The 26,471-nt window shown below is 72.4% G+C and carries 22 protein-coding genes; 13 read left to right on the top strand and 9 right to left on the bottom strand.

The annotated features are described in order from the left end of the window. Positions 1-32: 32 nt before the first annotated feature. Both Bra3105_RS15355 and pta read right to left on the bottom strand, forming a co-directional pair. Positions 33-1,310 (bottom strand): acetate kinase, encoded by a 1,278-nt coding sequence (locus Bra3105_RS15355; protein WP_228357593.1) that lies wholly within the window; start codon positions 1,308-1,310, stop codon positions 33-35. Next, entirely contained in the window at positions 1,307-3,466 is a 2,160-nt protein-coding gene (gene pta, locus Bra3105_RS15360; RefSeq protein ID WP_228357594.1) for a phosphate acetyltransferase, read from the bottom strand. Before pta ends, Bra3105_RS15355 begins: the two co-directional genes overlap by 4 nt. 118 nt (positions 3,467-3,584) lie before the next feature. On the opposite strand from pta, the gene Bra3105_RS15365 reads away from it, so the two are divergent. Genes Bra3105_RS15365 through guaA form a run of 3 tightly spaced genes read left to right on the top strand, consistent with a single transcriptional unit; the run spans position 3,585 to position 6,564 of the window. Then, positions 3,585-4,511 (top strand): SURF1 family protein, encoded by a 927-nt coding sequence (locus Bra3105_RS15365; protein WP_228357595.1) that lies wholly within the window; start codon positions 3,585-3,587, stop codon positions 4,509-4,511. A gap of 1 nt (position 4,512) precedes the next feature. Further along, positions 4,513-4,962 carry a DUF3817 domain-containing protein gene (locus Bra3105_RS15370; protein WP_228357596.1) on the top strand — a complete coding sequence of 150 codons (450 nt, stop codon included), beginning with the start codon at positions 4,513-4,515 and terminating at the stop codon, positions 4,960-4,962. Between the two features lie 9 nt (positions 4,963-4,971). Continuing rightward, on the top strand, positions 4,972-6,564 hold the full coding sequence (gene guaA, locus Bra3105_RS15375; RefSeq protein ID WP_228357597.1) for a glutamine-hydrolyzing GMP synthase: 1,593 nt from the start codon (positions 4,972-4,974) through the stop codon (positions 6,562-6,564). 297 nt (positions 6,565-6,861) lie between these two features. On the opposite strand, the gene Bra3105_RS15380 is transcribed toward guaA, so the two are convergent. Further along, entirely contained in the window at positions 6,862-7,989 is a 1,128-nt protein-coding gene (locus Bra3105_RS15380) for a GNAT family N-acetyltransferase (RefSeq protein WP_228357598.1), read from the bottom strand. 134 nt (positions 7,990-8,123) lie between these two features. After that, positions 8,124-9,989 carry an MDR family MFS transporter gene (locus tag Bra3105_RS15385; protein ID WP_267061848.1) on the bottom strand — a complete coding sequence of 622 codons (1,866 nt, stop codon included), beginning with the start codon at positions 9,987-9,989 and terminating at the stop codon, positions 8,124-8,126. Between the two features lie 172 nt (positions 9,990-10,161). Between Bra3105_RS15385 and Bra3105_RS15390 the strand changes: the two genes are divergently transcribed. Next, the gene (locus Bra3105_RS15390) at positions 10,162-10,908 is read left to right on the top strand and encodes a TetR/AcrR family transcriptional regulator (RefSeq protein ID WP_228357599.1); all 747 of its coding nucleotides are present in this window, start codon (positions 10,162-10,164) and stop codon (positions 10,906-10,908) included. Positions 10,909-10,920: 12 nt separating this feature from the next. Here Bra3105_RS15390 and Bra3105_RS15395 read toward each other — a convergent pair whose 3' ends face one another. Beyond that, entirely contained in the window at positions 10,921-11,958 is a 1,038-nt protein-coding gene (locus Bra3105_RS15395; protein WP_228357600.1) for an acyltransferase domain-containing protein, read from the bottom strand. 62 nt (positions 11,959-12,020) lie between these two features. Between Bra3105_RS15395 and Bra3105_RS15400 the strand changes: the two genes are divergently transcribed. After that, positions 12,021-13,691, top strand: a complete 1,671-nt coding sequence (locus tag Bra3105_RS15400) for a helicase HerA-like domain-containing protein (protein WP_228357601.1) — start codon at positions 12,021-12,023, stop codon at positions 13,689-13,691. Positions 13,692-13,724: 33 nt separating this feature from the next. Here the strand turns inward: Bra3105_RS15400 and Bra3105_RS15405 are convergent, their stop codons facing one another. Continuing rightward, positions 13,725-14,339, bottom strand: a complete 615-nt coding sequence (locus Bra3105_RS15405) for a C39 family peptidase (protein WP_228357602.1) — start codon at positions 14,337-14,339, stop codon at positions 13,725-13,727. A gap of 164 nt (positions 14,340-14,503) precedes the next feature. Further along, positions 14,504-15,250, bottom strand: coding sequence for a phosphoglyceromutase (locus Bra3105_RS15410; protein ID WP_228357603.1), 747 nt, complete (start codon positions 15,248-15,250; stop codon positions 14,504-14,506). Positions 15,251-15,661: 411 nt separating this feature from the next. Between Bra3105_RS15410 and betT the strand changes: the two genes are divergently transcribed. Next, positions 15,662-17,899, top strand: a complete 2,238-nt coding sequence (gene betT / locus Bra3105_RS15415) for a choline BCCT transporter BetT (RefSeq protein ID WP_228357604.1) — start codon at positions 15,662-15,664, stop codon at positions 17,897-17,899. Between the two features lie 24 nt (positions 17,900-17,923). Here betT and dtd read toward each other — a convergent pair whose 3' ends face one another. After that, positions 17,924-18,361 (bottom strand): D-aminoacyl-tRNA deacylase, encoded by a 438-nt coding sequence (gene dtd, locus Bra3105_RS15420; protein ID WP_228357605.1) that lies wholly within the window; start codon positions 18,359-18,361, stop codon positions 17,924-17,926. 29 nt (positions 18,362-18,390) lie between these two features. Further along, a complete protein-coding gene (locus tag Bra3105_RS15425) occupies positions 18,391-19,956 on the bottom strand; it encodes a phosphotransferase (protein ID WP_228357606.1) in 1,566 nt (521 codons plus the stop codon). A gap of 146 nt (positions 19,957-20,102) precedes the next feature. Here Bra3105_RS15425 and Bra3105_RS15430 point away from each other — a divergent pair, with 146 nt between their 5' ends. The 7 genes from Bra3105_RS15430 (at position 20,103) to purM (ending at position 26,439) form a co-directional block, all read left to right on the top strand. Next, positions 20,103-20,531: a DUF3151 domain-containing protein gene (locus Bra3105_RS15430; RefSeq protein WP_228357607.1), complete on the top strand. Its 429-nt coding sequence runs from the start codon at positions 20,103-20,105 to the stop codon at positions 20,529-20,531. 164 nt (positions 20,532-20,695) lie between these two features. Beyond that, positions 20,696-21,988, top strand: a complete 1,293-nt coding sequence (locus Bra3105_RS15435) for an adenylosuccinate synthase (RefSeq protein WP_228357608.1) — start codon at positions 20,696-20,698, stop codon at positions 21,986-21,988. A 25-nt stretch (positions 21,989-22,013) separates the two neighbouring features. Then, positions 22,014-22,484 carry a sterol carrier family protein gene (locus Bra3105_RS15440; RefSeq protein ID WP_228357609.1) on the top strand — a complete coding sequence of 157 codons (471 nt, stop codon included), beginning with the start codon at positions 22,014-22,016 and terminating at the stop codon, positions 22,482-22,484. Next, complete coding sequence (locus Bra3105_RS15445) at positions 22,481-23,260, top strand: copper homeostasis protein CutC (RefSeq protein ID WP_228357610.1); 780 nt, start codon at positions 22,481-22,483, stop codon at positions 23,258-23,260. Before Bra3105_RS15440 ends, Bra3105_RS15445 begins: the two co-directional genes overlap by 4 nt. Beyond that, positions 23,257-23,619, top strand: coding sequence for a hypothetical protein (locus tag Bra3105_RS15450; protein ID WP_228357611.1), 363 nt, complete (start codon positions 23,257-23,259; stop codon positions 23,617-23,619). The genes Bra3105_RS15445 and Bra3105_RS15450 overlap by 4 nt, the downstream gene beginning before the upstream one ends. Positions 23,620-23,695: 76 nt before the next feature. After that, positions 23,696-25,303, top strand: coding sequence for an amidophosphoribosyltransferase (gene purF / locus Bra3105_RS15455; protein ID WP_228357612.1), 1,608 nt, complete (start codon positions 23,696-23,698; stop codon positions 25,301-25,303). After that, complete coding sequence (gene purM / locus Bra3105_RS15460) at positions 25,300-26,439, top strand: phosphoribosylformylglycinamidine cyclo-ligase (protein ID WP_200503640.1); 1,140 nt, start codon at positions 25,300-25,302, stop codon at positions 26,437-26,439. Before purF ends, purM begins: the two co-directional genes overlap by 4 nt. Positions 26,440-26,471: the final 32 nt, after the last annotated feature.

Below are 26,471 nucleotides of genomic sequence, written 5' to 3' on the forward strand. Positions count from 1 at the left end.
CGGGAGGGGAGAAGGAGCGGACGCGGGAGGCGTCAGCCCCGCGCGACGGCGATGGCCTGCTGGGCGATCTCGAGCTCCTCGTCGGTGGGGACGATGAGGACCCGCACGGGGGAGTCGTCGGTCGAGATCGTGCGGATGCCCGGTGCTCGTTCGGCGTTGCGCTCGCGGTCCAGCACGATGCCGAAGCTCTCGAGGCCCGCGAGGGCTCGCTCGCGGACCTCGGGCACGTTCTCGCCGATGCCGGCGGTGAACGCGATGACGTCCAGCCCGCCGAGCGCGAAGGCGTAGGAGCCCAGGTACTTGCGCAGACGGTGCACGTAGACCTGCATGGCGAGCTCCGCGGTCTCGTCGCCGTTGCGGATCGCCTGGGTGATGTCGCGGAAGTCGCTCATGCCGCACAGGCCCTGCATGCCCGAGCGCTTGTTGAGCAGGGTGTCGATGTCCTCGACGCTCATGCCCGCGCTGCGGTGCAGGTGCACGAAGACCGCCGGGTCGATGTCGCCCGTGCGGGTGCCCATGACCAGGCCCTCGAGCGGGGTGAGACCCATCGAGGTGTCGACGGGCGCGCCGCCGGCGATCGCGGAGGCGGAGGCGCCGTTGCCCAGGTGGAGCACGATCTGGCGCAGACGCGATGCGTCCTTCCCCTCGGAGGCCAGCAGCTCGGAGACCTTCTTCGAGACGTACTGATGGCTCGTGCCGTGGGCGCCGTAGCGGCGGATCCGGTACTCGTCCGCGACGCCCTTGTTCAGCGCGTAGGTGCGGGAGGCCGCGGGCAGGTCCGCGAAGAAGGCGGTGTCGAACACGGCCACGTGCGGGATGTCCGGGAGCATCCGGCGTGCCGCGTCGATGCCGTCGACGGCCGGCGGATTGTGCAGGGGCGCGAGCGAGCTGAGGTCGGCGATCTGGTCGCGCACCCAGGAGTCGATCGGCGTGGGCGCGGAGAAGCGCGCCCCGCCCTGGACGACCCGGTGGCCGACGGCGACCACGTGCGCGTCCTCGAGGGCCAGGCCCACCTGGTCGAACAGCTCCATGACGATCTGCATGGCGACGACGTGGTCCGGGACCTCGCCCTGGTGTGCGCCGTACGCCTCACCGGCGGTGATGCGGCCCATGCCCTGGTCCAGGCCGATGCGCTCGATGATGCCCGAGGCGAAGACCTCGCCCGCGAGCGGGTCGAGCAGCTGGAACTTCAGGGACGAGGAGCCCGAGTTCACCACGAGCACGGTCGAGGTGCCCGCGGACGGGGCGCCCGGGCCGAGCTCGGCGGCGTCGGAGGATCCGGGAGCGTCGGGGGTGCTGGGGGTGCTCATGCGTCCTCCTGGGTGGGGGTCGTGCCGGCCTGGTCCGCGGCCTGCGCCTGGATCGCGGTGATCACGACCGTGTTGATGATGTCGTCCACGAGCGCTCCGCGGGAGAGGTCGTTGACGGGCTTGTTCAGGCCCTGCAGGACGGGTCCGATGGCGATCGCGCCCGCCGAGCGCTGCACCGCCTTGTAGGTGTTGTTGCCCGTGTTCAGGTCGGGGAAGACGAACACCGTCGCCCGGCCCGCGACCGCCGAGTCCGGCAGCTTCGTCTTCGCGACCGAGGCGTCCACGGCCGCGTCGTACTGGATGGGCCCCTCCACGTCCAGGTCCGGGTGCTGCGAGCGGACCGCGGCGGTCGCCTCGCGGACCTTGTCGACGTCGGCCCCGGAGCCCGAGCTGCCCGTGGAGTAGGAGAGCATCGCGACGCGGGGGTCGATGCCGAACTGACGGGCGGTCTCCGCGGACTGCACGGCGATGTCCGCGAGCTGCTCGGCAGTCGGATCGGGGTTCACCGCGCAGTCGCCGTAGACGAGCACACGGTCCTGCAGGGCCATGAGGAACACCGAGGAGACGATCTTCGCGCCCGGCTTCGTCTTGATGATCTCGAAGCTCGGGCGGATGGTGTGGGCCGTGGAGTGGACGGCGCCGGAGACCATGCCGTCCGCCGTGCCGAGCTGCACCATCATGGTGCCGAAGTAGGAGACGTCCTGGACCTTCTCCCGGGCCTGCTCGAGCGTCACGCCCTTCTTCGCGCGCAGGCGCGCGTACTCGGCGGCGAACCGCTCCACGAGCTCCGGGTCGTGCGGGGAGATCACGGAGGCCTCGGAGATGTCGTGGCCCAGCTGCGCGGCGCGCGAGCGGATCGTGGTCTCCTCGCCCAGCAGCACGAGGTCCGCGACGCCCCGGGCCAGGATGGCCGCGGCCGCCGCGAGGATCCGCGGCTCGTCGCCCTCGGGCAGCACGATCGTCTTCTTCTCGCCACGGGCGCGCGCGAGCAGCTCGAACTCGAACATCATCGGCGTGACCACGTCGCTGCGGGTCACGTCCAGGGTCTCGAGGAGCTCGTCCATGGGCAGGTGCTCGGCGACCGCGCGGCGCGCCGCGTCGAGCTTCTGCGGGCTGTCGGCGGTGAGACGGCCGTGGGTGCCGGCGATCGCGACCGCAGCCTCGTAGGTCGAGTCCTCGGTGGCGATGATCGGCAGGTCCTGCTGCACGCCCTCGATGAGGCGGGTGACCTCGCCCGGGATCTCGTAGCCGCCGGTCAGCACGATCGAGCTGAGCGCGGGGAAGGTGCCCGACTGCTGGGCGAGGAACAGCCCCGGCAGCAGGTCGTAGCGGTCGCCGGGGGCGATCACCGTGCAGTTCTCCGTGAGGCGCCGCAGCACGTTGGGCAGGCTCATCGCGGCGACAAGGTTGCCCAGGGCCACGCGTCCCAGCCACTCGGGATTGCCCTGGACCAGGGTGCCGCCCACCGCGTCCTTCAGCGCCTGCACGGTGGGCGCCATGATCACCGGGTTCTCCGGGATCGCGGCGACGACCACGCCCGCGGGCAGCCGCGCGGAGACGGCCTCGCGGGTCGCCTCGAGCTGCTCGGGATCGCTGCGGTTCGCGACCAGCGCGATCGGCATCGCGTGGTGGGAGGCGAACTCCTGCACGCTGACCTGCGCGAGCGCCGCGACCTGATCGGGCGTGCGGTCCAGTCCCGAGACCACGATGACGACGGGCGCCGAGAGGTTCGCGGCGACCTCCGCGTTGAAGGCGAGCTCGGTGGGGTTCGCCATGTCATCGTAGTCGGAGCCGAGCACGACGAGCGCCGAGTAGCGCTGCGCGAGCTCGTGGTACTTCGCGAGGATCTCCTCCTGCGCGGCGTCCGGGTCCGCGAGGGCCCGGCGGGAGTCGACGCCCAGGGCCTCCTCGTAGCTCTGGTCGACGGCCGGATGGGAGGTCAGCAGGTCGACCGAGTAGTCCCTGTGGTCACGGGAGCCCGCCGGCCTCGGGCCGTCGGGCCGGGACCCCTCCGGCCCCGCGCTCTCGGCCTTGAAGACGGGTCGGAACACCCCCACGCGATCGGAGCGGGCGGCGAGGGCCTCGAGGAGGCCGAGCGCGACGCTCGACTTCCCGGTCATGCCCTCCGGACTGGCGACATACACGCTGTGCGACACCCGACCAGGATAGGTGCACCTTCCCTCGGATCCCAGGGACCGGCGATCCTGGGGACGCGCGTCACGTCCGGGCCCGCGCTCCCGGCTCGCGCACGGGGGCGCCGCCTACCATGGTCGCGTGCTCCGCGTCGCCCTCCGTCCCCGCTTCCTGGGGCTGCTCGCCCTCATGGTGGTGGCGACGCTCGTCTGCGGCCTGCTGGCCACCTGGCAGTGGGACCGCGCGCACCGCGCGCTCACCCAGCAGACCGGCGAGGACCGCACACTGGGCCAGATCACCGACGTGATCGAGCCCGGCAAGGCCGTCACCAACGAGATCGCCGGCGGCATCGTCGACGCGAGCGGCACCTACGACGCCGACCAGCAGGTGCTCGTGCCCGGCCGCCGCATCGACGGCGAGGACGCCGTGATCGTGGTGACCGCCCTGCACGTGAAGCCCGGTTCGGGGGCCGGCACCACGGCCGGCTCCGACGACGCCCTGCTGCCCGTCGCGCGCGGCTGGATCCCCGAGAAGCAGGTGACCGGGGACGACGGGAAGATCGACCCGGCGCTCGCTCCTGCGCCGCCGACGGGCGAGGTGAGCGTGAACGGTCGGCTCGAGGCGAGCGAGGCCGCGAGCCACGGCCTCGAGGGCGGCGTCGCCCAGGAGATCGCGACCCCGCTGCTGATCAACGAATGGGGCTCGCCGATGTACGCCGGGTACGTCGCCGTCGGGTCCCCGCAGGACGGACTGCACGCCCTGCCCAAGGCCGAGTCCCAGTTCTCCTCCGGGCTGAACTGGCAGAACCTCGGCTACGCCCTGCAGTGGGTGCTGTTCGGCGGCTTCTTCCTCTACCTGTGGTGGCGGTCCGTGCGCACCGCCCATCTCGACGAGCTCGCCGAGAAGCGCGAGCAGATGCAGTCCCGGCTCGCGGGGGAGCAGCAGAGCCCGCCCGCAGAGCCCGCCAGCCCCGTCGACCGCACCCCGGCCGACCAGACCGTCGGCCCCTCGCAGGCCGACCCGACAACCGAGGGAGAGACAGGTGCCGACTCCGCGCCCGCTCGATGAGGTGACCGCCCGCGCATCCTTCGCCCGCTTCCGCTGGGCCGCGATCGCGGAGGGCATCGCCCTGCTGATCCTCGTGGGGATCATGATCATGCGCTACGGCGTCTACGGCGGCGACCCGTGGTGGAACTCCACCTCGGACCTGTGGTCCACGATCAGCAGCCGCTGGTCGCCGATCCACGGCGTCATCTACATGATCTACGTGATCCTCGGCTTCGACATGTGGAACAAGATGCGCTGGAAGCTGCCGCGCATGGTGCTCATCATGTTCTTCGGGGTCATCCCCGTGCTCTCCTTCTTCGGGGAGCGGTTCCTGCACTCCTCGATGGAGGAGGACCTGCGGCGCCGGCCCACCCTCCAGGACACCGACGGCCAGGACGGCGCCGGCGCGGCCGGCCCGGCGGCACCCGATGGCACGGACACCCCGGGGCAGAGCCCCGCCGACGGAAAGTAGACTGATCCGGTGACTGATACCGACGCCCGACCCGTCCTCGTCGTCGACTTCGGCGCCCAGTACGCGCAGCTGATCGCGCGCCGCGTCCGCGAGGCCCAGGTCTACTCCGAGATCGTCCCGCACACGGCATCCACCGCGGACATCCTCGCCAAGGACCCGCGCGCGATCATCCTCTCCGGCGGGCCCTCCTCGGTCTACGCCGAGGGGGCCCCGAGCCTGGACCCCGCCCTGCTCGAGGCGGGCGTGCCCGTGCTCGGCCTGTGCTACGGATTCCAGTCGATGGCCGCCACGCTCGACGGGACCGTCGCCCCGACGGGCGTGCGCGAGTACGGCGCCACCCGCCTGGAGGCCGTCGACTCCGCGAGCGAGCTCCTGCGCGAGCAGGACACCGAGCAGAACGTCTGGATGAGCCACGGCGACTCCGTGACCGCGGCGCCCACCGGGTTCCGCGTCGTCGCGACGTCCTCGGCCTCCCCGGTCGCCGCTTTCGAGCACCCCGAGAAGCACCTCTACGGCGTGCAGTGGCACCCCGAGGTCGGGCATTCCGACCGCGGCCAGGAGGTCCTCGAGAACTTCCTCTACCGCGGCGCCGGGATCTCCCCCGAGTGGACCACCGGCAGCGTCATCGAGGAGCAGGTCGAGCGGATCCGCGCCCAGATCGGCGAGGGCACCGCGATCTGCGCGCTTTCGGGCGGCGTGGACTCCGCGGTCGCCGCGGCCCTCGTCCAGAAGGCCATCGGGGATCGCCTCACCTGCGTGTACGTGGACCACGGGCTCATGCGCCTGAACGAGTCCGAGCAGATCGAGAAGGCCTTCGGGGAGTCCACCGGCGGCGCGAAGCTCATCGTGGTCGACGCCGAGGAGCAGTTCCTCTCCGCGCTCGCCGGGGTCACCGATCCCGAGCAGAAGCGCAAGATCATCGGCCGAGAGTTCATCCGCACCTTCGAGCGCGCCCAGGCGGACATCCTGCGCGAGCGCGGCGTCATCGACGAGGCGGGCCACGCCGAGGCGAAGGCGTTCCTGGTCCAGGGCACGCTCTACCCCGACGTCGTCGAGTCCGGCGGCGGCGAGGGCGCGGCGAACATCAAGAGCCACCACAACGTGGGCGGCCTGCCCGAGGATCTCTCCTTCGAGCTCGTCGAGCCCCTGCGCGCCCTGTTCAAGGACGAGGTGCGGGCCGTCGGCTCCGAGCTGGGCCTGCCCGACGCGATCGTCTGGCGCCACCCCTTCCCCGGCCCCGGCCTGGGCATCCGCATCATCGGCGAGGTCACCAAGGAGCGGCTCGACGTGCTGCGCCGGGCCGACGCCATCGCCCGCGAGGAGATGACCGCGGCCGGCCTCGACCGCGAGATCTGGCAGTGCCCCGTGGTGCTCCTGGCCGACGTCCGCTCCGTGGGAGTCCAGGGCGACGGCCGCACCTACGGCCACCCGATCGTGCTGCGTCCCGTGACCAGCGACGACGCCATGACCGCGGACTGGGCCAAGCTGCCCTACGAGGTGCTCGGCCGCATCTCCACCCGCATCACCAACGAGGTCGCGGAGATCAACCGCGTCACCCTCGACGTCACCAGCAAGCCGCCGGGCACGATCGAGTGGGAGTGACGGACCTGCCGGGCTGACCTGCAGGATCTTCCGCCGGGTCGCCATGGCTCCCGAGGGCTGCACGCCGCTCGGGAGGCGGTGCCGTTGGCGGGACGACGCGGCGATCGTGTCGCGGACGGGCTCCTGGTGAGGAGCCATGGCATATGTGCCGTGGCTCCTCACCAGGAGCCCGTTGCCGTCATCCGCCCGAGGTCAGGATCCCTCGCCCTCGCGGCGCGCACCCCTGCGCACCCGGCGCGCCCCGGCGCACCCGCGGCGCGCGCCGCCAGGTCCCGGGTGAGCGTCGTCGGGCAGGTGTCAGGCGTTCTCGTCCTCGGTCTCGGGTTCCAGGAGCCGCGAGGGGTGGGGCGGCACGTCCAGGTGCCAGGACTGCGTGCGCTCGAATGTCTCCCAGCCCATGGACCTGTAGAGGCCGTCGGCGCTGGTGGGGGAGTCCGCGTCGACCTCGAGGTCCACGTGGTCGCGGCCGCGGCGCGCCCCATCGGCGATCGCCGCCCGCAGTAGCGCCTTGGCGACGCCGTGCCCGCGGGCGGATCGGTGCACCCCCAGGTAGTCGAGGTAGGTGCCCTCGCCGACGCGGCCGTGGTCGGTCTCGTGCGCGCGGCGCATCGAGGCGACGAGCCCGCCGGCGGGCAGCCAGGTGCCGTCCCCGTCGTGGTCGATCTCCGCGATCCACCAGAGGTCCCAGTCGGCCTCCTCGGGGGACTCGACGAGCCGCTGCGAGAACTCGGCGAAGGACTCGCGGTACGAGCTGAAGTGGTCGGCGAAGGACTCCTCGAGCATGCGATGCACGCTGCGCACGTCCTGGGCGACGGGCAGTCCCGAGGGGTGCAGGTGCACGGGGCGCACGCGGACGCCCGGGCGCGGACCCGGCAGGGAGTCGGCCTCCTCGGCGAGCACGCCGCGGCGCATGTGCAGCCAGGTGCGGACCTTCTCGAGGCCCCCGGCGGCGAGCTGGACGGCGCGATCGGCGTCGCGCTCGTCGATGTCGATGCTCAGCTGCGTGGAGTCGACGCCGCGATGGCGGGCGAAGGAGCCGCTGACCTCGACGGCCCACGCGATCAGGGCGGCGCTGAGCTCCTCCCGGGCGGGAGCGAACGGAGCGATCACGCTCTGCAGGTCGGTGCGGCCGCGTGCCCGGTCCTCGAGGGCGATCCATGCGATCGGCGCGGCATCGGCGCGCGCCGTGCCGTCGGCGTCCGCCGGCACGATCACCACCTGCCGCCGGGACCAGGAGCGCAGGCCCACCATCCGCGAGCGCAGGTCGTCGAGGTCGATCGGCGCGGCATCGGCGTCCACGGCCTCCTGGGCCGCGCCGAGCAGGGCCGCGACGGGTTCGACGTCGGGCTCCATGGGCACGCGCGAGGCGAGGGGATGGGCGGGGATCTCCGGGAGACGGGGCGGGACGTGGTCGCTCAGCTGCACCCGCCCATGGTCCCACGTGCTGTGTCGGATCGAGCCCGGGGGAGATCGCAGGCAGCGGACAGCGAGGAGGCCCCGCACCATTTCGTGGTGCGGGGCCTCCTCGGATGCGCGGCGCGCCGGCGCCTGCGGCGGGATCAGCGCTCGGCGTGACGACCGTGCTGCGGGGGACCGTCGGCGCGGTGCGTCTGGTGATGCGCGGGAGTGGACCCCGCGGCCGAGGACGCCCCCTCGGCGGTGTGCTCGGATCCGGCCTGCGCGGGCTCGCTGCCCGGTGCCGACGAGGCGTCGGACGCGAGCGCCGGCTCCTCCTCGTCGTGGATCGAGGACTCCGCGAGAGGACCCGAGCCGCCCACCGCGGCGAACTGGCCGGTCGTGGTGCCGGGCTCGTCGGCCACGTGGAGGGTGTCGCGCAGCGGCAGCTGCTTGATGAACAGCGAGAGCAGCAGTGCGGCGATCACGAAGGGCACCGCGGTGAGGAACACGTCGTGCATCGCATCGCCCATGCCGCTGCGGATCGCGTCGGCGAGGAAGTCGGGCAGCTTCTCGAGCTTCGAGGGGTCCAGCACGGAGCTCTCGAGGTCCGAGGACTCGACGCCGCCGCCGCTGGACTGCATCTGCGCGAGCTTGGCGAGATCCTCCTTCGGCAGCGCGGAGATCTTGTCCTGGATGGCGGTGGCCATCTGCGCGCTCATCACGGTGCCCAGCACCGCCGTGCCGATGGTGGAGCCCATGTTGCGGAAGAACTGCACGGCCGAGGTGGCGACGCCCAGCTCGTGCTGCGGCACGGCGTTCTGGACCACGAGCGTGTAGACCTGCATGCACAGGCCCAGACCCAGGCCGATCACGACCATGGCGAGCGTGAGGTGCCACTGCGAGTCGCCGTACTGCATGTTCTGCAGCAGGTAGTAGCCGACCACCAGCACGATCCCGCCGGCGACCAGGAAGATCTTGTAGTTGCCGAGCTTGGAGATCAGGATGCCGACGACGATCGAGGTGAGGATCATCGCGACGGACAGCGGGATGAGGATCGCGCCGGAGTTCGTGGCCGAGACGCCCAGCACGCCCTGCGCGTAGACGGGGATGTAGATGATCGCGCCGAACATGGCCACGGCGATCGCGAAGGACGCGGCGACCGAGAGCGCGATGATCGGGCGGGACAGCATGTGCATCGGCAGCAGCGGCTCGGCGACCTTGTTCTCGATGATCACGAAGGCCACGAGCAGTGCGGCCGCGACCGCGTACATCCCGATGATCACCGGCGAGGACCACTCGTAGGTGGTGCCGCCCCAGGTGGTCGCGAGCAGACCCACCACGAGCGCCGGGGTCAGCGTGATCATGCCCAGCATGTCGACCTTGCCGCTCTTGGCGGTGTGGTCCAGGTGCAGGAACTTGAAGATGAAGACGAAGGCGAGGATGCCGATGGGCAGGGTGAGGTAGAACAGCCAGCGCCAGCCGAAGCTGTCGGTGATCGAGCCGCCGACGAGCGGGCCGACCACCGAGGAGACGCCGAACACGGCGCCCATCAGGCCCTGGTACTTGCCGCGCTGTCGGGGCGGGATGATGTCGCCGATGATGGTCTGCGACAGCGGCATCAGCGTGCCCATGCCCAGGCCCTGCACGGCGCGGGCGAAGACCAGGAACCAGAAGTTCGTGGACATGCCCGCGAGGATCGACCCGATCATGAAGACCGCGAGGCCCGCGAGGTAGAACCAGCGGCGCCCGTAGAGATCGGAGAGCTTGCCGACGATGGGGACCGCGACGGCGGAGACCAGCATCGCGGCGGTCGCGATCCAGTTGTAGTGGTCGAGCCCGCCGAGCTCGGCGACGATGCGGGGCATCGCCGGGCCGACGATGGTCTGGGAGAGCGAGGCGACGAGCATGCCGAGCATGAGACCGGCGAAGACGAGCTTGCCGGCCCGGTCGAGCCCGGTGAAGGCCTGCTCGGTTCCGCCGCGGGGCGCGCTGCGCGTGCTGGGCGCGGATGACGTGGTGGAGGTCAAGAATTCTCCTGAGTCCAGAAGGGGCGATCGGTGACGGCGGGTGCGCAGAACCGCGCACGCGGAGTGGCCGGAGCGCTCCATCGAGCTTCGACCGGTCAACACTACTGCGATTGCAGTCACTGCACAATTGCAGTCACTGCACTTTTCTCGTGAGGTGGGCTACGGTCGCTCCGTGAGCAGCGCGCCAGACACCGAGCCGGACACCACCGCCGGCTCCACACCCTCCGGAGACCCGCAGCGCGGCCCGGAGCTCGTCCCCGAATGCGGGTTGCGTGAGCGCAAGAAGCGCCAGGCGCGCGCGGACATGCACCGCGCCGCGCTCGAGCTCGTCGCCGAGCACGGGCTGGACAGCGTCACCGTCGAGATGATCGCCGAGCGCGCGGGGGTCTCGCCCCGCACCTTCTTCAACCACTGGGCCTCGAAGGAGTCCGCAGTGCTGGGGCTGCCGGTGCTCGGCCCCGACGAGTCGTGGCGCGCCCTGCTGACGGCCAGTCCCGAGGCGACGCCGGAGCAGGCGCTGCGCGAGGTGCTGCGCCAGATCATCCGCACGGCCGACGCGGACCTCGGCCTGCGCGAGCTGAAGAAGCGCGTGCTGCACCGCGAGCCGAGCCTGCATGCGGTGAGCGCTGGGCGCACCATGCACATGCAGTCGGCGCTGATCGCCGCCTTCGAGCGCCGCGTGCGCCTCGGCCCGCTCACCCCGGAGCAGGCCGAGGAGCTCATCGGCCAGGACGCGGAGACCCTCGCGGACGTCGCCGCCGACGACCCGCAGCTCTACGAGCGCGCGGTGATCGCGGTCCAGCTGGGATTCGCCGTCTCCCGCAGCGCGTTCTCGCTGTCGATGGCCCGCGGCACCACGGTCCTCGAGGAGTTCGACCACGTCTCGCAGGTGGTGGGGACGCGCCGCATCGCGAACTGAGCGGGCCGCCGCTCAGCGCACCAGGTGCCCGCGTCCCGACTCCCAGCCCCGCCCGTCGGCCAGCCGCCCGCCGACCTCGCGCTCGAGCCGGCTGCGTCGCGGCAGCGCCGCGGGATCGTACGGAGGGCGCGCGCTGAACACGAAGAACGCGGCGCCGTCGTCGTCGCGGCTGTTCTCGAGGATCTCGAAGCGGTCCACGAAGGCGCCGATGTTGGAGTCCGCGCCCAGGGAGTCCACGAGCACCCGGTTCATGAGCCACGAATGGCACTCGAACTCGCGGCCGAAGGCGGCGGCGCCCGCGGGGGTGGCGGCGACGAGATCGGGATAGGCCTCCGGGAAGTAGGCGCTCGCGGCCTCGAAGCTCGCCTCGACCGCGGCGGGGTCCAGAGGTCCGGTCGCCGGGATGTGCACGCCGATGATCCACCGGCCGTCGGCCGCCGAGCGGTGGAGGTCGAACTGCAGTCGTCCGAGGTGGACGAGCCGGCCTCGCCAGTTCATCGCGGTCCAGGGGACCTGATGCAGGCCCAGTCGGCCGTGGCTGCTGGCGCGGTGCACGCGCATCTGCTGGCCGAGGTCGGAGAGCACGTGCCAGGACTGCGCCTCCGAGAGACGGCGCTGGGCGTGCCAGGTGCGCACCGTGTCCGTGGAGACCACGAGGGCGAGGATCGCGATGAGCCCTTCCCCGGGGGCGATCTGCTGCTGGAGGGCGTTGTGCTCCGCGGCGAGGTCCGCGAGCGGTGCGGCGGGCGCGTCGAGTCCGGCCGATGCGCGCAGCAGGTGCGCGGTCCGGGTGATCGCGGCGCGGACCTCCGGCGCGGCGAGCGCGCGGGGGATCAGCGCCGTGAGCTCCTCGTGGTCCTGGTCGGTGATGCCCAGGCGCTCGAGCAGGGCGTCACGGCCGTCGTCGGTGAGTGCGCGGGCGACGTCGTCCTCGGTGAGTGCGCCGGCCGCGGCGACTCCCGTCGGCAGGTATCCATCGGGCAGGGCTCCGGGCACGGGAGGGGTCTCGGAGCGGCCGGGGACGGAGGCAAGCGCATCGGTGCGGGTCACGCAGGAAGCCTACGTGCCCTCCGGCTACGATCGTGGCGATCATGACGCTTCGAGGAGGATCCATGACCGACGAGTCCGCGACCACCCCCGCCCCCGATCCCGCAGCCGCGTCGGCCCCGACGCCTCCCGCTCTCGACGAGAGGGCCACCGCTGTGCGCGACGCCTACGGCTTCGAGGGCACGCAGATCCATCTGGGCGTCCTCGTGCGCGACGGCGAGCCCGATCCCCAGGTGCCCGTGAACCTCGCGCTGGGCATGCTCAACCGCCACGGCCTCATCGCCGGCGCGACGGGCACCGGCAAGACCAAGACGCTGCAGGTCATCGCGGAGCAGATCGCCGCCGCGGGCACCCCGGTGTTCGTGGCGGACATGAAGGGCGACCTCTCGGGCATCGCGGTGCCGGGCACGCCGAGCGAGAAGCTCACCGCGCGCGCCGCGGCCCGCGGCCAGGAGTGGACCTCCCGCGCCGGCACCTCCGAGATCCTCACCCTCGGCGGGCAGGGCACGGGCATCCCCATCCGCACCACAGTGAGCGACTTCGGCCCCGTGCTGATGGCCAAGACCCTGGGCCTGAACGACACCCAGGAGTCCTCGCTCGGGCTCATCTTCCACTACGCGGACACCAAGGGCCTGGGGCTTCTCGACCTCAAGGACCTGCGCGCGCTCATCCGGTTCCTCACGGCCGACGACGAGGGCAAGCAGGAGCTCAAGGGCATCGGCGGCGTCTCCGCCGCGACCGCCGGGGTGATCCTGCGCGAGCTCACCGAGTTCGAGAACTCCGGGGCCGACGTCTTCTTCGGCGAGCCCGCCTTCGACACCCAGGACCTGCTGCGCACCGCCTCCGACGGCACCGGCATCATCTCCTGCCTCGAGCTCCCCGACGTGGCCACCCGCCCCACCCTGTTCTCGACGTTCATGATGTGGCTGCTCGCGGACCTCTACCAGGACCTTCCCGAGGTCGGGGACGCGGACAAGCCCAAGCTCGTGTTCTTCTTCGACGAGGCGCATCTGCTGTTCAAGGACGCCTCGAAGGCCTTCCTCGAGCAGGTCGTGCAGACCGTCCGCCTCATCCGCTCCAAGGGTGTGGGCATCTTCTTCATCACCCAGACCCCGAAGGACGTCCCCGGGGACGTCCTCGCGCAGCTCGGCAACCGCGTCCAGCACGCCCTGCGCGCGTACACGCCGGACGATGCGAAGGCCCTCAAGGCGACGGCATCCACGTTCCCCACGAGCGGCTACGACCTCGTCGAGGTGATCCCCTCGCTCAAGACCGGTGAGGCCGTGGTGACCGTGATGAGCGAGGAGGGCGCGCCGACCCCGGTGGCCGTCACCGCGGTGCGCGCCCCCGAGTCCTCGATGGAGCCGGCGCCGAACGAGGAGCTCGAGAAGATCGTCGCCGCCTCCCCGCTCGCCCCCTACACCGAGGTCGTCGACCGCGAATCGGCCTACGAGATCCTCGGCAGGCGGGACGAGCAGGCCGCCCAGGCCGGGGCGCAGGGCGCCGGGGCCGACGGCGAGGACGCGAGCACCGCGCCCGCACCGACCACTCCCACGGGACAGGGGGCGTCGGCGGAGACGTCCCCGAAGGCGGGGAAGCACGACGGGAAGCAGGGCGGGTCGAAGGACGAGGGCTTCATGGGCAACCCTGCGGTGAAGTCCTTCATCCGTTCGGCCGGGACGGTGCTCGGCCGTGAGATCACGCGGTCGCTGTTCGGCACCCGCCGTCGTCGCTGAGCCGGGGCGGGCGAGCCGACCCCCGGCCGTCCATCACCAGAAGTAGCCCCTGCCCGCGCAATAGGTCGCGACCTGCTGCACGGGCAGCTGGTGATGCTGCGGGAGGTCGGCGGAGAGAGTGGCGCCAGCGGGGTCGGCGATCCGCAGGGTCCGCTCGTCCGGGTCGTAGCCGTCGACGGCGACGAAGTGGAAGATCTCGCCGGTGTTCCCGCCCCAGTCGGGGTACTCGCCGGGCATCACCCACCAGTTGAGCACGGTCGCGAAGCCGTCGTCGACGTTCGCCGTCGCGCGCTCCCACAGCAGATCGGCGTCGGCCTCGCTGGCCGTGGTGGACTCCATCCACTGGTCGCGGTAGGCGGCGCCGGGGGAGTGCGCGGTCAGGACCGGGGAGACGGCACCGAAGTTCGTGCCGTCCTGCGTGGTGCCGAGCTCGTCGGCGAGGGAGGCGGGGGACGGCGCGTCCCCGAGGGCGCTCAGGGCGATGGCCACGGCCGTCGGCCCGCACCAGTAGACCGTCTCCTGCTGCTGCCACGTCGTGGGCAGGTTCTTCGAGGTCGCGGCGGAGGCGACGGGCGTCGCGCCGGCGATGGCGGAGAGGGTGAGGGCGCCGAGTCCGGCGCGGCGCAGAAGGGTTCGTCGATCGAGCATCGGAGTCTCCTTCGAGGGGTGGGATGGGCGCCCCGGTATGACGCGGCGCACACCCACGCTAGGCCCCACGCGACGCGGCGCCCATGGGGAGAACTCCCCATGGGCGCCGCGTGCGACTCGGCCGCGCTCCGCGCGTGCTCAGTGCGAGCCGTCGATCGGACTGCTCACTTCTTGCCCTGGTTGGCGACGGCCTCGGCGGCGGCCTTCGCGGCGACCGGGTCGAGGTAGCGTCCGCCCTTCTCGACGGGCCGGAAGTCCTCGTCGAGCTCGTAGACCAGCGGCTGACCGGTGGGGATGTTCAGCCCCGCGATCTCCTCGTCGCTGATGCCGTCGAGGTGCTTGACGAGGGCGCGCAGCGAGTTGCCGTGGGCGGCGACGAGGACCGTCTTCCCCTCGCGCAGATCGGGCTTGATGCCCTCCTCCCAGTACGGCAGGAAGCGCTCGACGACGTCCTTGAGGCACTCGGTGTGGGGGAGCTGGTCGCCCAGGTCCGCGTAGCGGGGATCCTGGTCCTGGCTGAACTCGGTGCCGAACTCGATCTCGGGCGGCGGCACGTCGTAGGAGCGGCGCCAGGCCATGAACTGCTCCTCGCCGTACTTCTCGCGGATCTCCGTCTTGTCCAGGCCCTGCAGCGCGCCGTAGTGGCGCTCGTTCAGGCGCCAGTCGCGGCGCACCGGGATCCAGTGGCGGTCGGCCGCGTCCAGCGACAGGTTCGCGGTCATGATCGCGCGGCGCAGCAGCGAGGTGTGGACGACGTCGGGCAGGACGCCCTCGCGGGCCAGCAGCTCGCCGCCGGCGGTCGCCTCGGCCTTCCCGGACTCCGACAGCGGCACGTCGACCCAGCCGGTGAACAGGTTCTTCGCGTTCCATTCGCTCTCGCCGTGGCGGAGCAGCACGAGTGTGTAGGTCATGCGACCAGACTAATCCACGGCCCCGATGGTGGTCGGGCACGGCTCGGGCATGGACGTCGTGCACTCGGTCGTCGTGCACCCGGACGCCGCGCACCCGGACGCCGTGCCCCCAGAGGGAGCCGACGGGCGCCGTGTCTGCTTGCTCTCCGGGATTTTGCAGGAGCATCCCAGGTCCCTAGCATGGAAGGACCGGGCGCCCGGACGATGCCGACCGCAGCGCCGCACGGGCCGCGAGCACCATCCGCCGCCCTGCCTGCTCCGCGCGATGCCACGGCGAGACCCGCCGTGCCGCGCTCCGACGGTGCCGACCGCGTCGGCCGCGTCGCGCACGTCCGCCGTGCCCGACCGGCCCCACCGCGCCGACCGCACACCGGGTGCCCGACCAGGACACCCGACGAAGCGGAGGACCGCGTGCAGGAAGCCGACGACCAGCATCTCGAAGCCAGCGCCCCGACGCGGGCCGCCGCCGAGCGACGGGCGGCCGAGCGCCGGGCCGCGGAGGCCGCGCGTCAGGAGAAGCGCCCGCCCTCGACGAGCGAGGAGATGCACCGCGGTCAGTCGGACCTGGAGCCCAGCGGCGGCATCCGCGTGAACCGGATCGTCCTGGGCGTCTCCTCCGCCGTGATCCTCGCCTTCTCCCTGTGGGCGATCCTGCGGCCCGGCGGCGCCCAGAGCACGCTCGAGGGGGCCGTCGGCTGGATCTCGACGAACCTGGGCTGGTTCTACGTGCTCACCGTGACGGTCGTGATCGGCTTCGTGATCTGGGTGGCGCTGTCGAAGCAGGGCACCGTGCGGCTCGGCCCCGACCACTCGCGCCCGCAGTACAGCCTGTTCACGTGGGTCGCGATGCTGTTCGCCGCGGGCGTCGGCATCGACATGCTGTTCTTCTCGGTGACCGGCCCGGTCACCCAGTACTACGCCCCGCCGACCCTCGAGGCGGAGAGCGCCGAGGCCGCCCGCGACGCGGTGGTCTGGACGATCTTCCACTACGGCGTCGCCGGCTGGTCCATGTACTCCCTCCTGGGCATGGCCATGGGCTACTTCGCCTACCGGTGGGGGATGCCGCTGAGCATCCGCGCGGTCCTCTACCCGCTCTTCGGCAAGCGCGTGCGCGGCGCGACGGGCCACGTGATCGACATCGTCACCCTCGTGGGCACCGTCTTCGGGGTCGCCACCTCGATGGGCATCGGCGTGGTCCTGCTGAACATCGGCCTCGAGCACCTGCTGGGCCTGCCCTCCGGGCTCGCCGTCCAGATCGCGCTGGTCGCGATCGCCGTGGTGATGACGATCGCCGCCTGCACCTCGGGCGTGGACAAGGGCATCCGCCTGATCTCCGAGCTGAACATCTGGATCGCCGGCGCGATGCTGCTCTACATCATCGTCACCGGGCGCACGGCGTTCCTGCTCTCCGCGATCGTCGAGAACATCGGCCGCTTCGTCACCAGCCTGCCGGGCCGCACGATGGAGACCATGGCCTACGAGCCCGGCGGCTCGGAGTGGATGGCCGGATGGACCCTGTTCTTCTGGGCGTTCTGGCTCGCGTGGGGACCGTTCGTGGGCCTGTTCCTCGCCCGCATATCCCGCGGGCGGACGCTGCGCGAGTTCGTCATCGCCGCCATCACCGCACCGGTGCTGTGCGATCTCCTCATCGTCTCGGTGTTCGGCAACTCCGCGATGGCCGAGGTCCTGGACGGGAACGACGCCTTCGGAAAGCTCGCGATGTCGAGCCCCGAGGAGGGCTGGTACGCCCTGCTCGAGATGTTCCCCGGCGCAGCCTTCCTCATCGGGCTCGCGACCCTCTCCGGCCTGCTGTTCTACTTGACCAGCGCGAACTCGGGGGCGATGGTCATGTCGAACTTCTCCTCGAGCATCCGCGACCCCAGCGAGGACGGCCCCAAGTGGCTGCGCATCTACTGGGCGGTGCTCACGGCCGTTCTCACGGTCGCGATGCTCATCGCCGGCGGCGTCACCACGATGGAGTACGCGACGCTGATCTTCGCGCTCCCCGTCACGATCATCGCCTACCTGGTGATGTTCTCCTTCACCAAGGTGCTGCGCATGGAGGCCGCCGAGCGCGCGGGCTGGGCGCGACTGCGCTCGGCCGGTCAGCGCCGTTCGGGCTCGGGCCGCTCGTGGCGGCAGCGGATGGCCTCGATCCGTGCCTATCCCGGCAGGGACCAGGTCGCGGCCTTCGCGGACACGGTCGTCGGCCCCGCTCTCGAGGAGGTCGCCGCCGAGTTCCGCGCCTCCGGCACCGAGGCAGAGGTCTCGCGCACCGAGGAGCCCCTCACCGGGGTCGACGAGTTCGTGCTCACGGTCCCGATGGGCGAGGAGCGCGACTTCCTCTACCGCGCCGCCTCGGTGCAGGCCCCGGTCCCGCAGATCGGGTCGAAGGCCTCCCGCGGCGAGCAGCGCTACTGGCGGCTCGAGGTGTTCTCGCAGACCGGCTCCGCGGGCTACGACCTCATGGGCATGAGCGAGCAGCAGGTGATCGGCGACGTCCTCGACTGCTACGAGGCGCACCTGGCGTTCCTGCAGCTCAGCCACGAGAACGACGGGCTCTCGGCGATCGCTCCGCTCGGGGTCGGCGAGGGAGGCGAGACGCAGGAGTCCGTGGCCGGGGAGCCGGCGCCGCCGATGGTGCGCTGAGCGCGCCCGGCCGACGGGCCGGGCTCAGGCCTCGAGGAGGATCGTGAAGGGGCCGTCGTTCGTGAGAGAGACCCGCATGTGCGCGCCGAAGCGCCCGGTCGAGACCTCGACGCCGCGCGCGCGGATCTCCGCTGCCAGATCGTCGACGAGAGGCTCGGCGATCTCGCCGGGCGCGGCCTTCGACCAGGACGGCCGGCGCCCCTTGCGTGCGTCGCCGTAGAGCGTGAACTGGGAGACCACGAGCACCTGTGCGCCCGCGTCGAGCACCGAGCGCTCGCCGGCGAGGATCCGCAGCTCGCAGATCTTCCGGGCGAGCACGGCGACCTGCTCGGGCCCGTCCCCGTGGGTGACGCCCACCAGGGCGAGCAGTCCCTCGCCCGCGACGTCGCCCGTCATCTCGCGTCCCTCGGGACCGTCCGCCTCGACGCTCGCTCCGTCGACCCTCTGCAGCACTGCTCGCATGGGGCGAGGGTATCGGGCCCGTCGCCTTCTCAGCCGTCCAGACCCGGGGGGATGCGCCTCTCCAGGGTGGGGGAGTCATCGCCTGGATACGGGGCCTGGGGCGCGGCCCCTCCTTGCGGCGCCGGAGGCGGGCCGGCGGGGGCACCCGGCGACGGCGGGGCCTGCGGCGGAGGCGTCTGCGCGGGCGGGGTCTGCTGCGGAGGAGTGTGCGAAGAGGGCTGTCCACCCTGCGGCTGAGTCGGCGCTCCGGCCGCGCCGGTCCCCGTCGTCCCCGCCGACCCCGTGGGCCCCGCCTGCTGCGCGGCGATGCGCTCGGTCTCGGCGGTGCGGGCGGCATCGACCCAGCGCTCCGCGATCCGCACGATCGCCTCGGTCGCGGCCTGCCAGGCGGCCTCCTGCTGTCGGTGCGGGCCGGTGGCGAGCGAGAGCACGACACCCGCGCTGCGCAGGGCGAGCTCGGTGGGGTCCACGCGGCGCGTGAACACCTGCTGCCAGGCGTCGATGGCCTCGAGGACGCGCTGCTGCACGGCGGGATCGATGCGCCGGGTGCTGCCCTCGTCGGCGAGGACGCTGAGGTGGGCGAGCAGGCAGGCGAGGTCATCGGCTCTGCGTCCCGGGCCCACCGTGTCGATGTCCAGGACGCCCACCACCTCGCCGCCGTCGACGAACACCTGCGCCTCGTAGAAGTCGCCGTGGACGACGTCGTGGGCGGAGAGGTCCTGGCGTCGGCCGACGGCCGCGAGCCCCTCGCGGATCTCGCGCACGAGGGCGTCGACGCGCGGGCCCAGCGGCGGCAGCGAGGAGCTCACGATCCCGGCGTAGAACTCGATCGAATCCGTCCACGGCGGCCGCATGGGGAGGGGGAAGAGCGAGGCGGGGAGGCGGTCGAGCATCGCCACGAGGTCCTCGGCGCGGCAGGCGTCGACGCCCTGGTCGAGGATCGCCCGCGAGAGCGGCACGCCCGGCAGCTCCTCGAGCACGACCAGACCGTCGCGATGGGCGATCACGCGCGGCACGGGCACGCCTGCGGCGAGGAGATGACGATGGCGCTCGACGATCTCGCCGGACCGTCGCGGCTGCATGACCTTGAGGTACAGGCCGCGGTCGGGCAGCTGCGCGCGCAGCACGGCGCGTCGGCCCGGGCGGTAGGAGATGACCTCGATCGGGACGTGCTCGGCGGTGCCCGGCATCAGCGGCACGCCCATGTCCACGAGAGTGCGGCCCACGACGTCGGGGTAGCAGACCTTCGGGAGCATCGGCAGCCACGGGTCGTGGGGGTAGCGCCAGACGCGCACGTTGATGTCGCCGTCGGTCATCACCATGGAGTTCTCGGCGTCCAGGAGGTCCTTCTCCTGCTCGCCGACGTGTGCGCTCGCGCCGAACAGCTCCTCGCGCGCGGGCGCCTGCGCGCCGTCGATCTCCGGCCAGGAGACCGTGGTGCGGTAGAGGGCCTTCGTCGAGCGGCCGGGCCGATGGTCGACGTGATCGAGCTCCCACGTGCGCAGCACGCCGCCGGCATTGCCCACTGCCGAGCGCAGCAGGCCTCCGGCGCCGGGTCCCGTGAGCAGCTCGGACCCGTCGGATGTTCGATCCATGACCCTGTTTCTACCAGGTGCCGTGCGCGAGCACACACTCCTGTGAGAGGTTCGCGGCCGTCCAGGGCCCGTCCGGGCCCGTCCGGCCCCCTGTGCTGCGCCCCGCCGCTCCCCGTCGGCCGCTCCCACCCGCATACGATGGATCCATGAACGAGACCTCCCGCCCGATCGGGGCCGAGAACCTGCTGGGCATCCCGCCGACCTACCTGCCCGAGGACCATCCGGACACGGCCGTCGCCGCCGCGCTCGCCGACGGGGCCGACGCCCGCGAGCTCGCCGCCCGCTATCCCGCCTCCTCGCTCGCCTGGGCCGAGCTCGCCCAGGAGGCCCTCGAGTCCGAGGACCCGGTCGCCGCCTACGCCTATGCCCGCACCGGCTACCACCGCGGACTGGACGCCCTGCGCCGCGCGGGCTGGAAGGGCCAGGGGCCGATCCCCGCCTCCCACGCCCCGAACCGCGGCTTCCTCAAGGCGCTCGCGCTGCTCGGCGAGTCCGCCGGGCGCATCGGCGAGCGCGACGAGGCCGAGCGCATCCGCGACTTCGTCCAGGACGCCGATCCGAGCCTGCTGGGCTGAGCCCCCGCCGCGTCCCACCGCGGCGTCCCCGCCGCCTCGTCGCCTCTGCGTCCGGGGAGCATCCGCGCCTCGTCACACCCGCGTCGGCGCGGCCCGGGGATCCAGGCGCCGATTGCTAGACTCTTCGAGGTCCATCCACCGTCCCACCCGCTGCAGGAGCTGCCATGCCGGCCGTCGTGATCGTCGGAGCCCAATGGGGGGACGAGGGGAAGGGGAAGGCCACCGACCTGCTCGGTGAGCGCGTCGACTACGTGGTCAAGCCCAACGGCGGCAACAACGCCGGGCACACCGTGGTCGTCCACGGCGAGAAGTTCGAGCTCAAGCTCCTTCCCGCCGGCATCCTGTCCCCGCAGGTCACGCCCGTGATCGGCAACGGCGTGGTGGTGAACCTCGAGGCGCTCTTCGAGGAGATCGCCACGCTCGACAGCCGTGGCGTGGACACGACCCGCCTGCGGATCAGCGCGAACGCGCACGTCGTCGCCCCGTACCACCAGACGCTCGACAAGGTCACCGAGCGCTTCCTGGGCAAGCGCGCGATCGGCACCACGGGCCGCGGGATCGGCCCGGCCTACATGGACAAGGTGGGGCGCCTGGGCATCCGCGTCCAGGACCTCTTCGACGAGTCCATCCTGCGCCAGAAGGTCGAGGGCGCCCTGCGGCAGAAGAACGAGCTGCTCGTGAAGCTCTACAACCGCCGCGCCGTCGAGGTCGACGAGATCGTCGAGGGCCTGCTCTCCTACGCGGAGCGCCTGCGTCCGATGGTCGTGGACACCGTCGAGCTGCTGAACACCGCCCTGGATCGCGACGAGGTCGTGCTCATGGAGGGCGGCCAGGCCACCTACCTGGACGTCGACCACGGCACCTACCCGTTCGTCACCAGCTCGAACCCGACCGCGGGCGGCGCCTGCATCGGTGCGGGCATCGGCCCCACCCGCATCGACCGCGTGATCGGGATCGTGAAGGCCTACACGACGCGCGTGGGCGCGGGCCCCTTCCCGACGGAGCTCGAGGACAAGTGGGGCGAGTACCTCCAGACCACCGGCGGCGAGGTGGGCGTGAACACCGGTCGCCCGCGGCGCTGCGGCTGGTACGACGCGCTCATGATCCGTCACGCCCAGCGCATCAACGGCTTCACCGACATCGTGCTCACCAAGCTCGACGTGCTCACCGGCATCGAGGAGGTGCCGATCTGCACCGCCTACGACGTGGACGGCGTGATCCACCGCGAGATGCCCATGACCCAGACCGACTTCCACCACGCGGTGCCCGTCTACGAGACGCTGCCCGGGTGGACCGAGGACATCTCGGGATGCCGCACCCTCGAGGAGTTGCCGGATAACGCGCGCGCCTACGTCGCCCGCCTCGAGGAGCTCGCCGGCTGCCGGATCAGCGCCATCGGCGTGGGCCCTGACCGCGAGGACACCATCACCGTGCACGACCTGCTGCCGAGCAGTTGAGGCGTCCGAGCATGACCGCACGCCCATGACGATCCGCCGACGCACCGACCCCGCGGCCGGCGACCGCGCGCTGGCCGCGTGGGCGCTCGACCCCGACGCCGCGACCCGGACGATCCTCGCGCCCGCCGTGCGCCACACCCTCGAGCTCGTCGCCGAGGAGCAGCCCGGCAACTCCGTGGAGCTGCGCGTCCCGCCCTTCGGCGCCGTGCAGGCGATCGCCGGGGTGCGCCACACGCGCGGCACCCCTCCGGCGATCGTCGAGACCGACGCCGCGACCTGGCTGTCGCTCGCCGTCGGCGACCTGGCCTGGGGCGATGCACTGGCCAGCGGCAGCGTGAGCGCGAGCGGCGAGCGCTCGGACCTCACCGACCTGCTGCCGCTGCCCGGACCGCGGCGCGTCGCGCGCCGCGCACGGGAGGCGCATGCCGCGGCCGGGTCCTCGGAGCCGACGGACAGCGGCCCGTCGGCCGATGGGTCGACGGAGGGCGCACGATGAGCCTCGCCGTCGAGATCGCCGTCCAGGACCTGGAGGGCCTGCGCACCGCCGCCCTGGCCGGCGCGGACCGCGTGGAGCTCTGCGAGGACCTCTCGCGCGGAGGCCTCACCCCCGCCCCCGCCCTCGTGGAGGCCTGCGTCGCCGAGGCCGCACGGATGCGCGAGGCGCGCGACGCCAAGCCCCACTTCGGCGTGCACGTGCTGGTGCGCTGCCGGGCCGGCGAGGGCGACCTGCGCACGGCGCCCGACGAGTTCGTCTTCGACGAGGACGAGATCGCGCGGATGGCTCAGCAGGCCGCGGACGCCGTCACCGCCGGCGCGGACGGCGTCGTCCTCGGCGCCCTCACCCCGCAGCGCACGCTCGACCTGCCCGCCCTCGAGGCCCTGCGGGACGGTGCCCTGCGCGCTGGATCCGAGGCGCTGCGCGGCGTGGTCCTCACGTGCCATCGCGCCGTCGACGCCCTGGTGGACGACGACGCGCGCGAGGAGGGCGTCCTCACGCTGCTGGGGCTCGGCTTCCACCGCGTGCTCAGCTCCGGAGGGGCCGCGAGCGCCCCCGAGGGCGCGGCATGCCTGGCCCGGATGGTCCGAGCGGCCGACGGGCTCCTGGACGTGTGCGCCGGCGCGGGCATCCGCCCGATCGACATCCCGGAGCTCGCGTCCCGGACCGCCGTCCCTGACATCCACCTCTCCGCCCGCCGCCCTGCGGACGACGGACGCACCATCACCGATCCCGCGGTCGTCCAGGCCGCGGTCGACGCCGCAGGAGAACTGTGACCTCCCAGTCCACGCCCGATCCCGCCCCCGAGCGCCCCGGGGCCCCCGCGCCCGTGCCCGCTCCCGCGCAGCCCGACGAGCAGGCGCCCGAGCCCGCGTCGCCCGCGCGCGAGCCCGAGACGACGGCCGTCTACGTGCGCCGGCGCCGCGTGCCGACGCTGGCCTTCTGGGTGACCCTCGCGATCCTCGTGGGCCTCGTGGCCGGCGCGATCACCGCGTTCGTCACCGGCGTGGGAGACGTCGGCGGCATCCTCTACTTCGCCGTCACCGGCGGCGTGTTCGTGGGCCTCCCGCTCGCGCTCATCGCCGCGATCGTGGACGCCGTGGCGCACCGCTCGGAGCGTCGTCGGCCCCGCTGAGCCCGCGGGGGAGCGGCCCGCTGCGCGCCCCCGGACGGCCGGCGGTCGGCCGCATCGCATATGCGATGATGGGCACGTGGCACGCGGCGACGGAATGCTCTCGCACGATCTGCTCCCCGGTGAGAAGGGGCCCCAGGACTCCTGCGGCGTCTTCGGCGTCTTCGCCCCCGGTGAGGAGGTCGCCAAACTGACCTACTACGGTCTCTATGCCCTGCAGCACCGCGGGCAGGAGTCCGCGGGCATCGCCGCGAGCGACGGGGAGCAGATCCTCGTCTACAAGGACATGGGCCTGGTCTCCCAGGTCTTCGACGAGTCCGCGCTGAGCTCGCTGACCGGGCACATCGCCATCGGCCATGCCCGCTACTCGACGACCGGCGGCTCGATCTGGTCCAACGCCCAGCCCACCCTCGGCCCGCGGCCCGACGGCACCGTCGCCCTCGCCCACAACGGCAACCTCGTGAACACCGGTGAGCTCGTCGAGCTCCTGCGCGATCGCCATGGGGACTCCGGTCCCGGCAAGGGCGAGATCTCGCGGGGCAACACCACCGACACGGCCCTGGTCACGGCCCTCCTGGACACCGGCGCCCCGCTCGGCGAGGCGCTGCGGGACCTGATGCCGCACCTGCGCGGCGCCTACTGCTTCACCCTCATGGACGAGACCACGCTGTACGCGGCGCGCGACCCGCAGGGCATCCGCCCGCTGGTGCTGGGCCGCCTCGAGCGCGGCTGGGTCGTCGCCTCCGAGACCGCCGCCCTCGACATCTGCGGGGCGAGCTTCGTGCGCGAGATCGCCCCCGGCGAGATGATCACCATCGACGCCCAGGGCCTGCGCAGCGAGCAGGTGCTCGAGCCCCACCCCAAGGGCTGCGTCTTCGAGTACGTCTACCTCGCGCGCCCGGACACCGAGATCGCGGGCCGCAGCGTCAACGCCTCGCGCGTGGAGATGGGGCGCCAGCTCGCCCGCGAGCACCCCGTCGAGGCCGACCTCGTGATCCCCACGCCCGAATCGGGCACACCGGCCGCGATCGGCTACGCCCAGGAGTCCGGCATCCCCTACGGGCAGGGGATGGTGAAGAACTCGTACGTCGGCCGCACCTTCATCGAGCCCAGCCAGACCATCCGCCAGCTCGGCATCCGCCTCAAGCTCAATCCGCTGAAGGAGGTCATCGCCGGCAAGCGCCTGGTGGTGATCGACGACTCGATCGTGCGCGGCAACACCCAGCGCCAGGTCGTGCGGATGCTGCGGGAGGCCGGAGCGGCCGAGGTGCACGTGCGCATCTCCTCGCCGCCCGTGCAGTGGCCCTGCTACTACGGCATCGACTTCGCGACCCGCGCCGAGCTCATCGCCAACGGGCTCGACGTCCCCGAGATCGCCCGCTCGCTCGGCGCCGACTCCCTCGGCTTCATCTCCGAGGACGGCATGATCGCCGCGACCGAGCAGCCCCGATCGGCCCTGTGCACCGCGTGCTTCAGCGGCCAGTACCCGGTGCCGCTGCCCGACCCCTCGGCCCTCGGCAAGAGCGTGCTCGAGGCGCGCCGCAGCGAGCAGCGCGGCACGCGCGCGGGCTCGTCGGCCGCTCCCGCCCCGACGCCCGTCACCGCCTCCACCGCCACCGCCACCGACCCCGCCCCCGACGATCGGCCCGTCCCGGCCGCCACCTCCCAGGAGACCGCATCCGCATGACGACCACTCCCGAAACCCCTGCGCTCACCTACGCCGAGGCGGGCGTCGACACCGCCGCGGGGGACAAGGCCGTCGAGCTCATGAAGGCCGCCGTCTCCGCGACCCACGGCCCCGAGGTGCTCGGAGGCGTGGGCGCCTTCGCCGGCCTCGTCGACGTCAGCGCCCTCAAGGACTTCGAGCGCCCGCTGCTCGCCTCGTCCACCGACGGCGTGGGCACGAAGATCGCGATCGCCCGGGCCCTCGACGTGCACGACACCATCGGCCAGGACCTCGTGGGCATGGTCGTCGACGACATCGTGGTGGTCGGAGCGAGGCCGCTGGCCATGACCGACTACATCGCCTGCGGGAAGGTCGTGCCCGAGCGGATCGCCGACATCGTCCGCGGCATCGCCGAGGGCTGCCGCCTGGCCGGCTGCGCGCTCGTGGGCGGGGAGACCGCCGAGCACCCCGGCCTGATGGCCCCCGAGGACTACGACGTGGCCGGCGCCGCCGTGGGCGTCGTCGAGGCGTCCGCCATGCTCGGCGCGCACCGTGTGCGACCCGGCGACCGGATCATCGGCATGGACTCCTCGGGCCTGCACTCCAACGGCTACTCGCTCGTGCGCGCCGTGATCGAGGCCGCAGGGCTGGGGCTCGACGCCGAGATCCCCGAGCTCGGCCGCACGCTGGGCGCGGAGCTGCTCGAGCCCACGCGCATCTACACCGGGGACCTGCTGGCCCTCCTCGACGACCCGGCCGGCGAGGGCGTGCACGCCCTCAGCCATGTCACCGGCGGCGGGCTCGCCGCGAACCTCGCGCGCGTGCTGCCGGAGGGCACGACCGCCGTCGTGGACCGCGGAGCCTGGCGGCCCGCAGCGATCTTCGAGCGCGTGAGCACCTGGGGCGGAGTGCCCCTGCACGATCTCGAGGCCACGCTGAACATGGGCATCGGCATGGTCGCGGCCGTCGCGCCCGAGCAGGCCGACGCGGCCGTCGGCCTCCTCGGGTCGCGGGGTCTGCCGTCCCGCGTGATCGGGGAGGTCGTCGCGGGCGACGACGCTCCGCGGCCGACGGGCCAGGACGTCCTCGTCTCCGGCGCGAAGGGCGTCGACGGGGGAGGCGTGCTGCTGACCGGCATGCACGAGGGCTGGTCCTGAGCGGCCGATCCGCCTGAGCGATCGACGCCGCG

The sequence above is a fragment of the Brachybacterium halotolerans subsp. kimchii genome (genome assembly GCF_020792675.1).
GTDB classification, from domain to species: domain Bacteria; phylum Actinomycetota; class Actinomycetes; order Actinomycetales; family Dermabacteraceae; genus Brachybacterium; species Brachybacterium halotolerans.

What these genes read in the sequence shown, in the direction of transcription:
- Bra3105_RS15355 (WP_228357593.1), bottom strand. Translation starts at nt 1,310, where the DNA reads ATGAGCACCCCCAGCACCCCCGACGCTCCCGGATCCTCCGACGCCGCC.
- Bra3105_RS15400 (WP_228357601.1), top strand. Translation starts at nt 12,021, where the DNA reads ATGACCGACGAGTCCGCGACCACCCCCGCCCCCGATCCCGCAGCCGCG.
- Bra3105_RS15405 (WP_228357602.1), bottom strand. Translation starts at nt 14,339, where the DNA reads ATGCTCGATCGACGAACCCTTCTGCGCCGCGCCGGACTCGGCGCCCTC.
- Bra3105_RS15410 (WP_228357603.1), bottom strand. Translation starts at nt 15,250, where the DNA reads ATGACCTACACACTCGTGCTGCTCCGCCACGGCGAGAGCGAATGGAAC.
- dtd (WP_228357605.1), bottom strand. Translation starts at nt 18,361, where the DNA reads ATGCGAGCAGTGCTGCAGAGGGTCGACGGAGCGAGCGTCGAGGCGGAC.
- Bra3105_RS15425 (WP_228357606.1), bottom strand. Translation starts at nt 19,956, where the DNA reads ATGGATCGAACATCCGACGGGTCCGAGCTGCTCACGGGACCCGGCGCC.
- Bra3105_RS15430 (WP_228357607.1), top strand. Translation starts at nt 20,103, where the DNA reads ATGAACGAGACCTCCCGCCCGATCGGGGCCGAGAACCTGCTGGGCATC.
- Bra3105_RS15435 (WP_228357608.1), top strand. Translation starts at nt 20,696, where the DNA reads ATGCCGGCCGTCGTGATCGTCGGAGCCCAATGGGGGGACGAGGGGAAG.
- Bra3105_RS15440 (WP_228357609.1), top strand. Translation starts at nt 22,014, where the DNA reads ATGACGATCCGCCGACGCACCGACCCCGCGGCCGGCGACCGCGCGCTG.
- Bra3105_RS15445 (WP_228357610.1), top strand. Translation starts at nt 22,481, where the DNA reads ATGAGCCTCGCCGTCGAGATCGCCGTCCAGGACCTGGAGGGCCTGCGC.
- purM (WP_200503640.1), top strand. Translation starts at nt 25,300, where the DNA reads ATGACGACCACTCCCGAAACCCCTGCGCTCACCTACGCCGAGGCGGGC.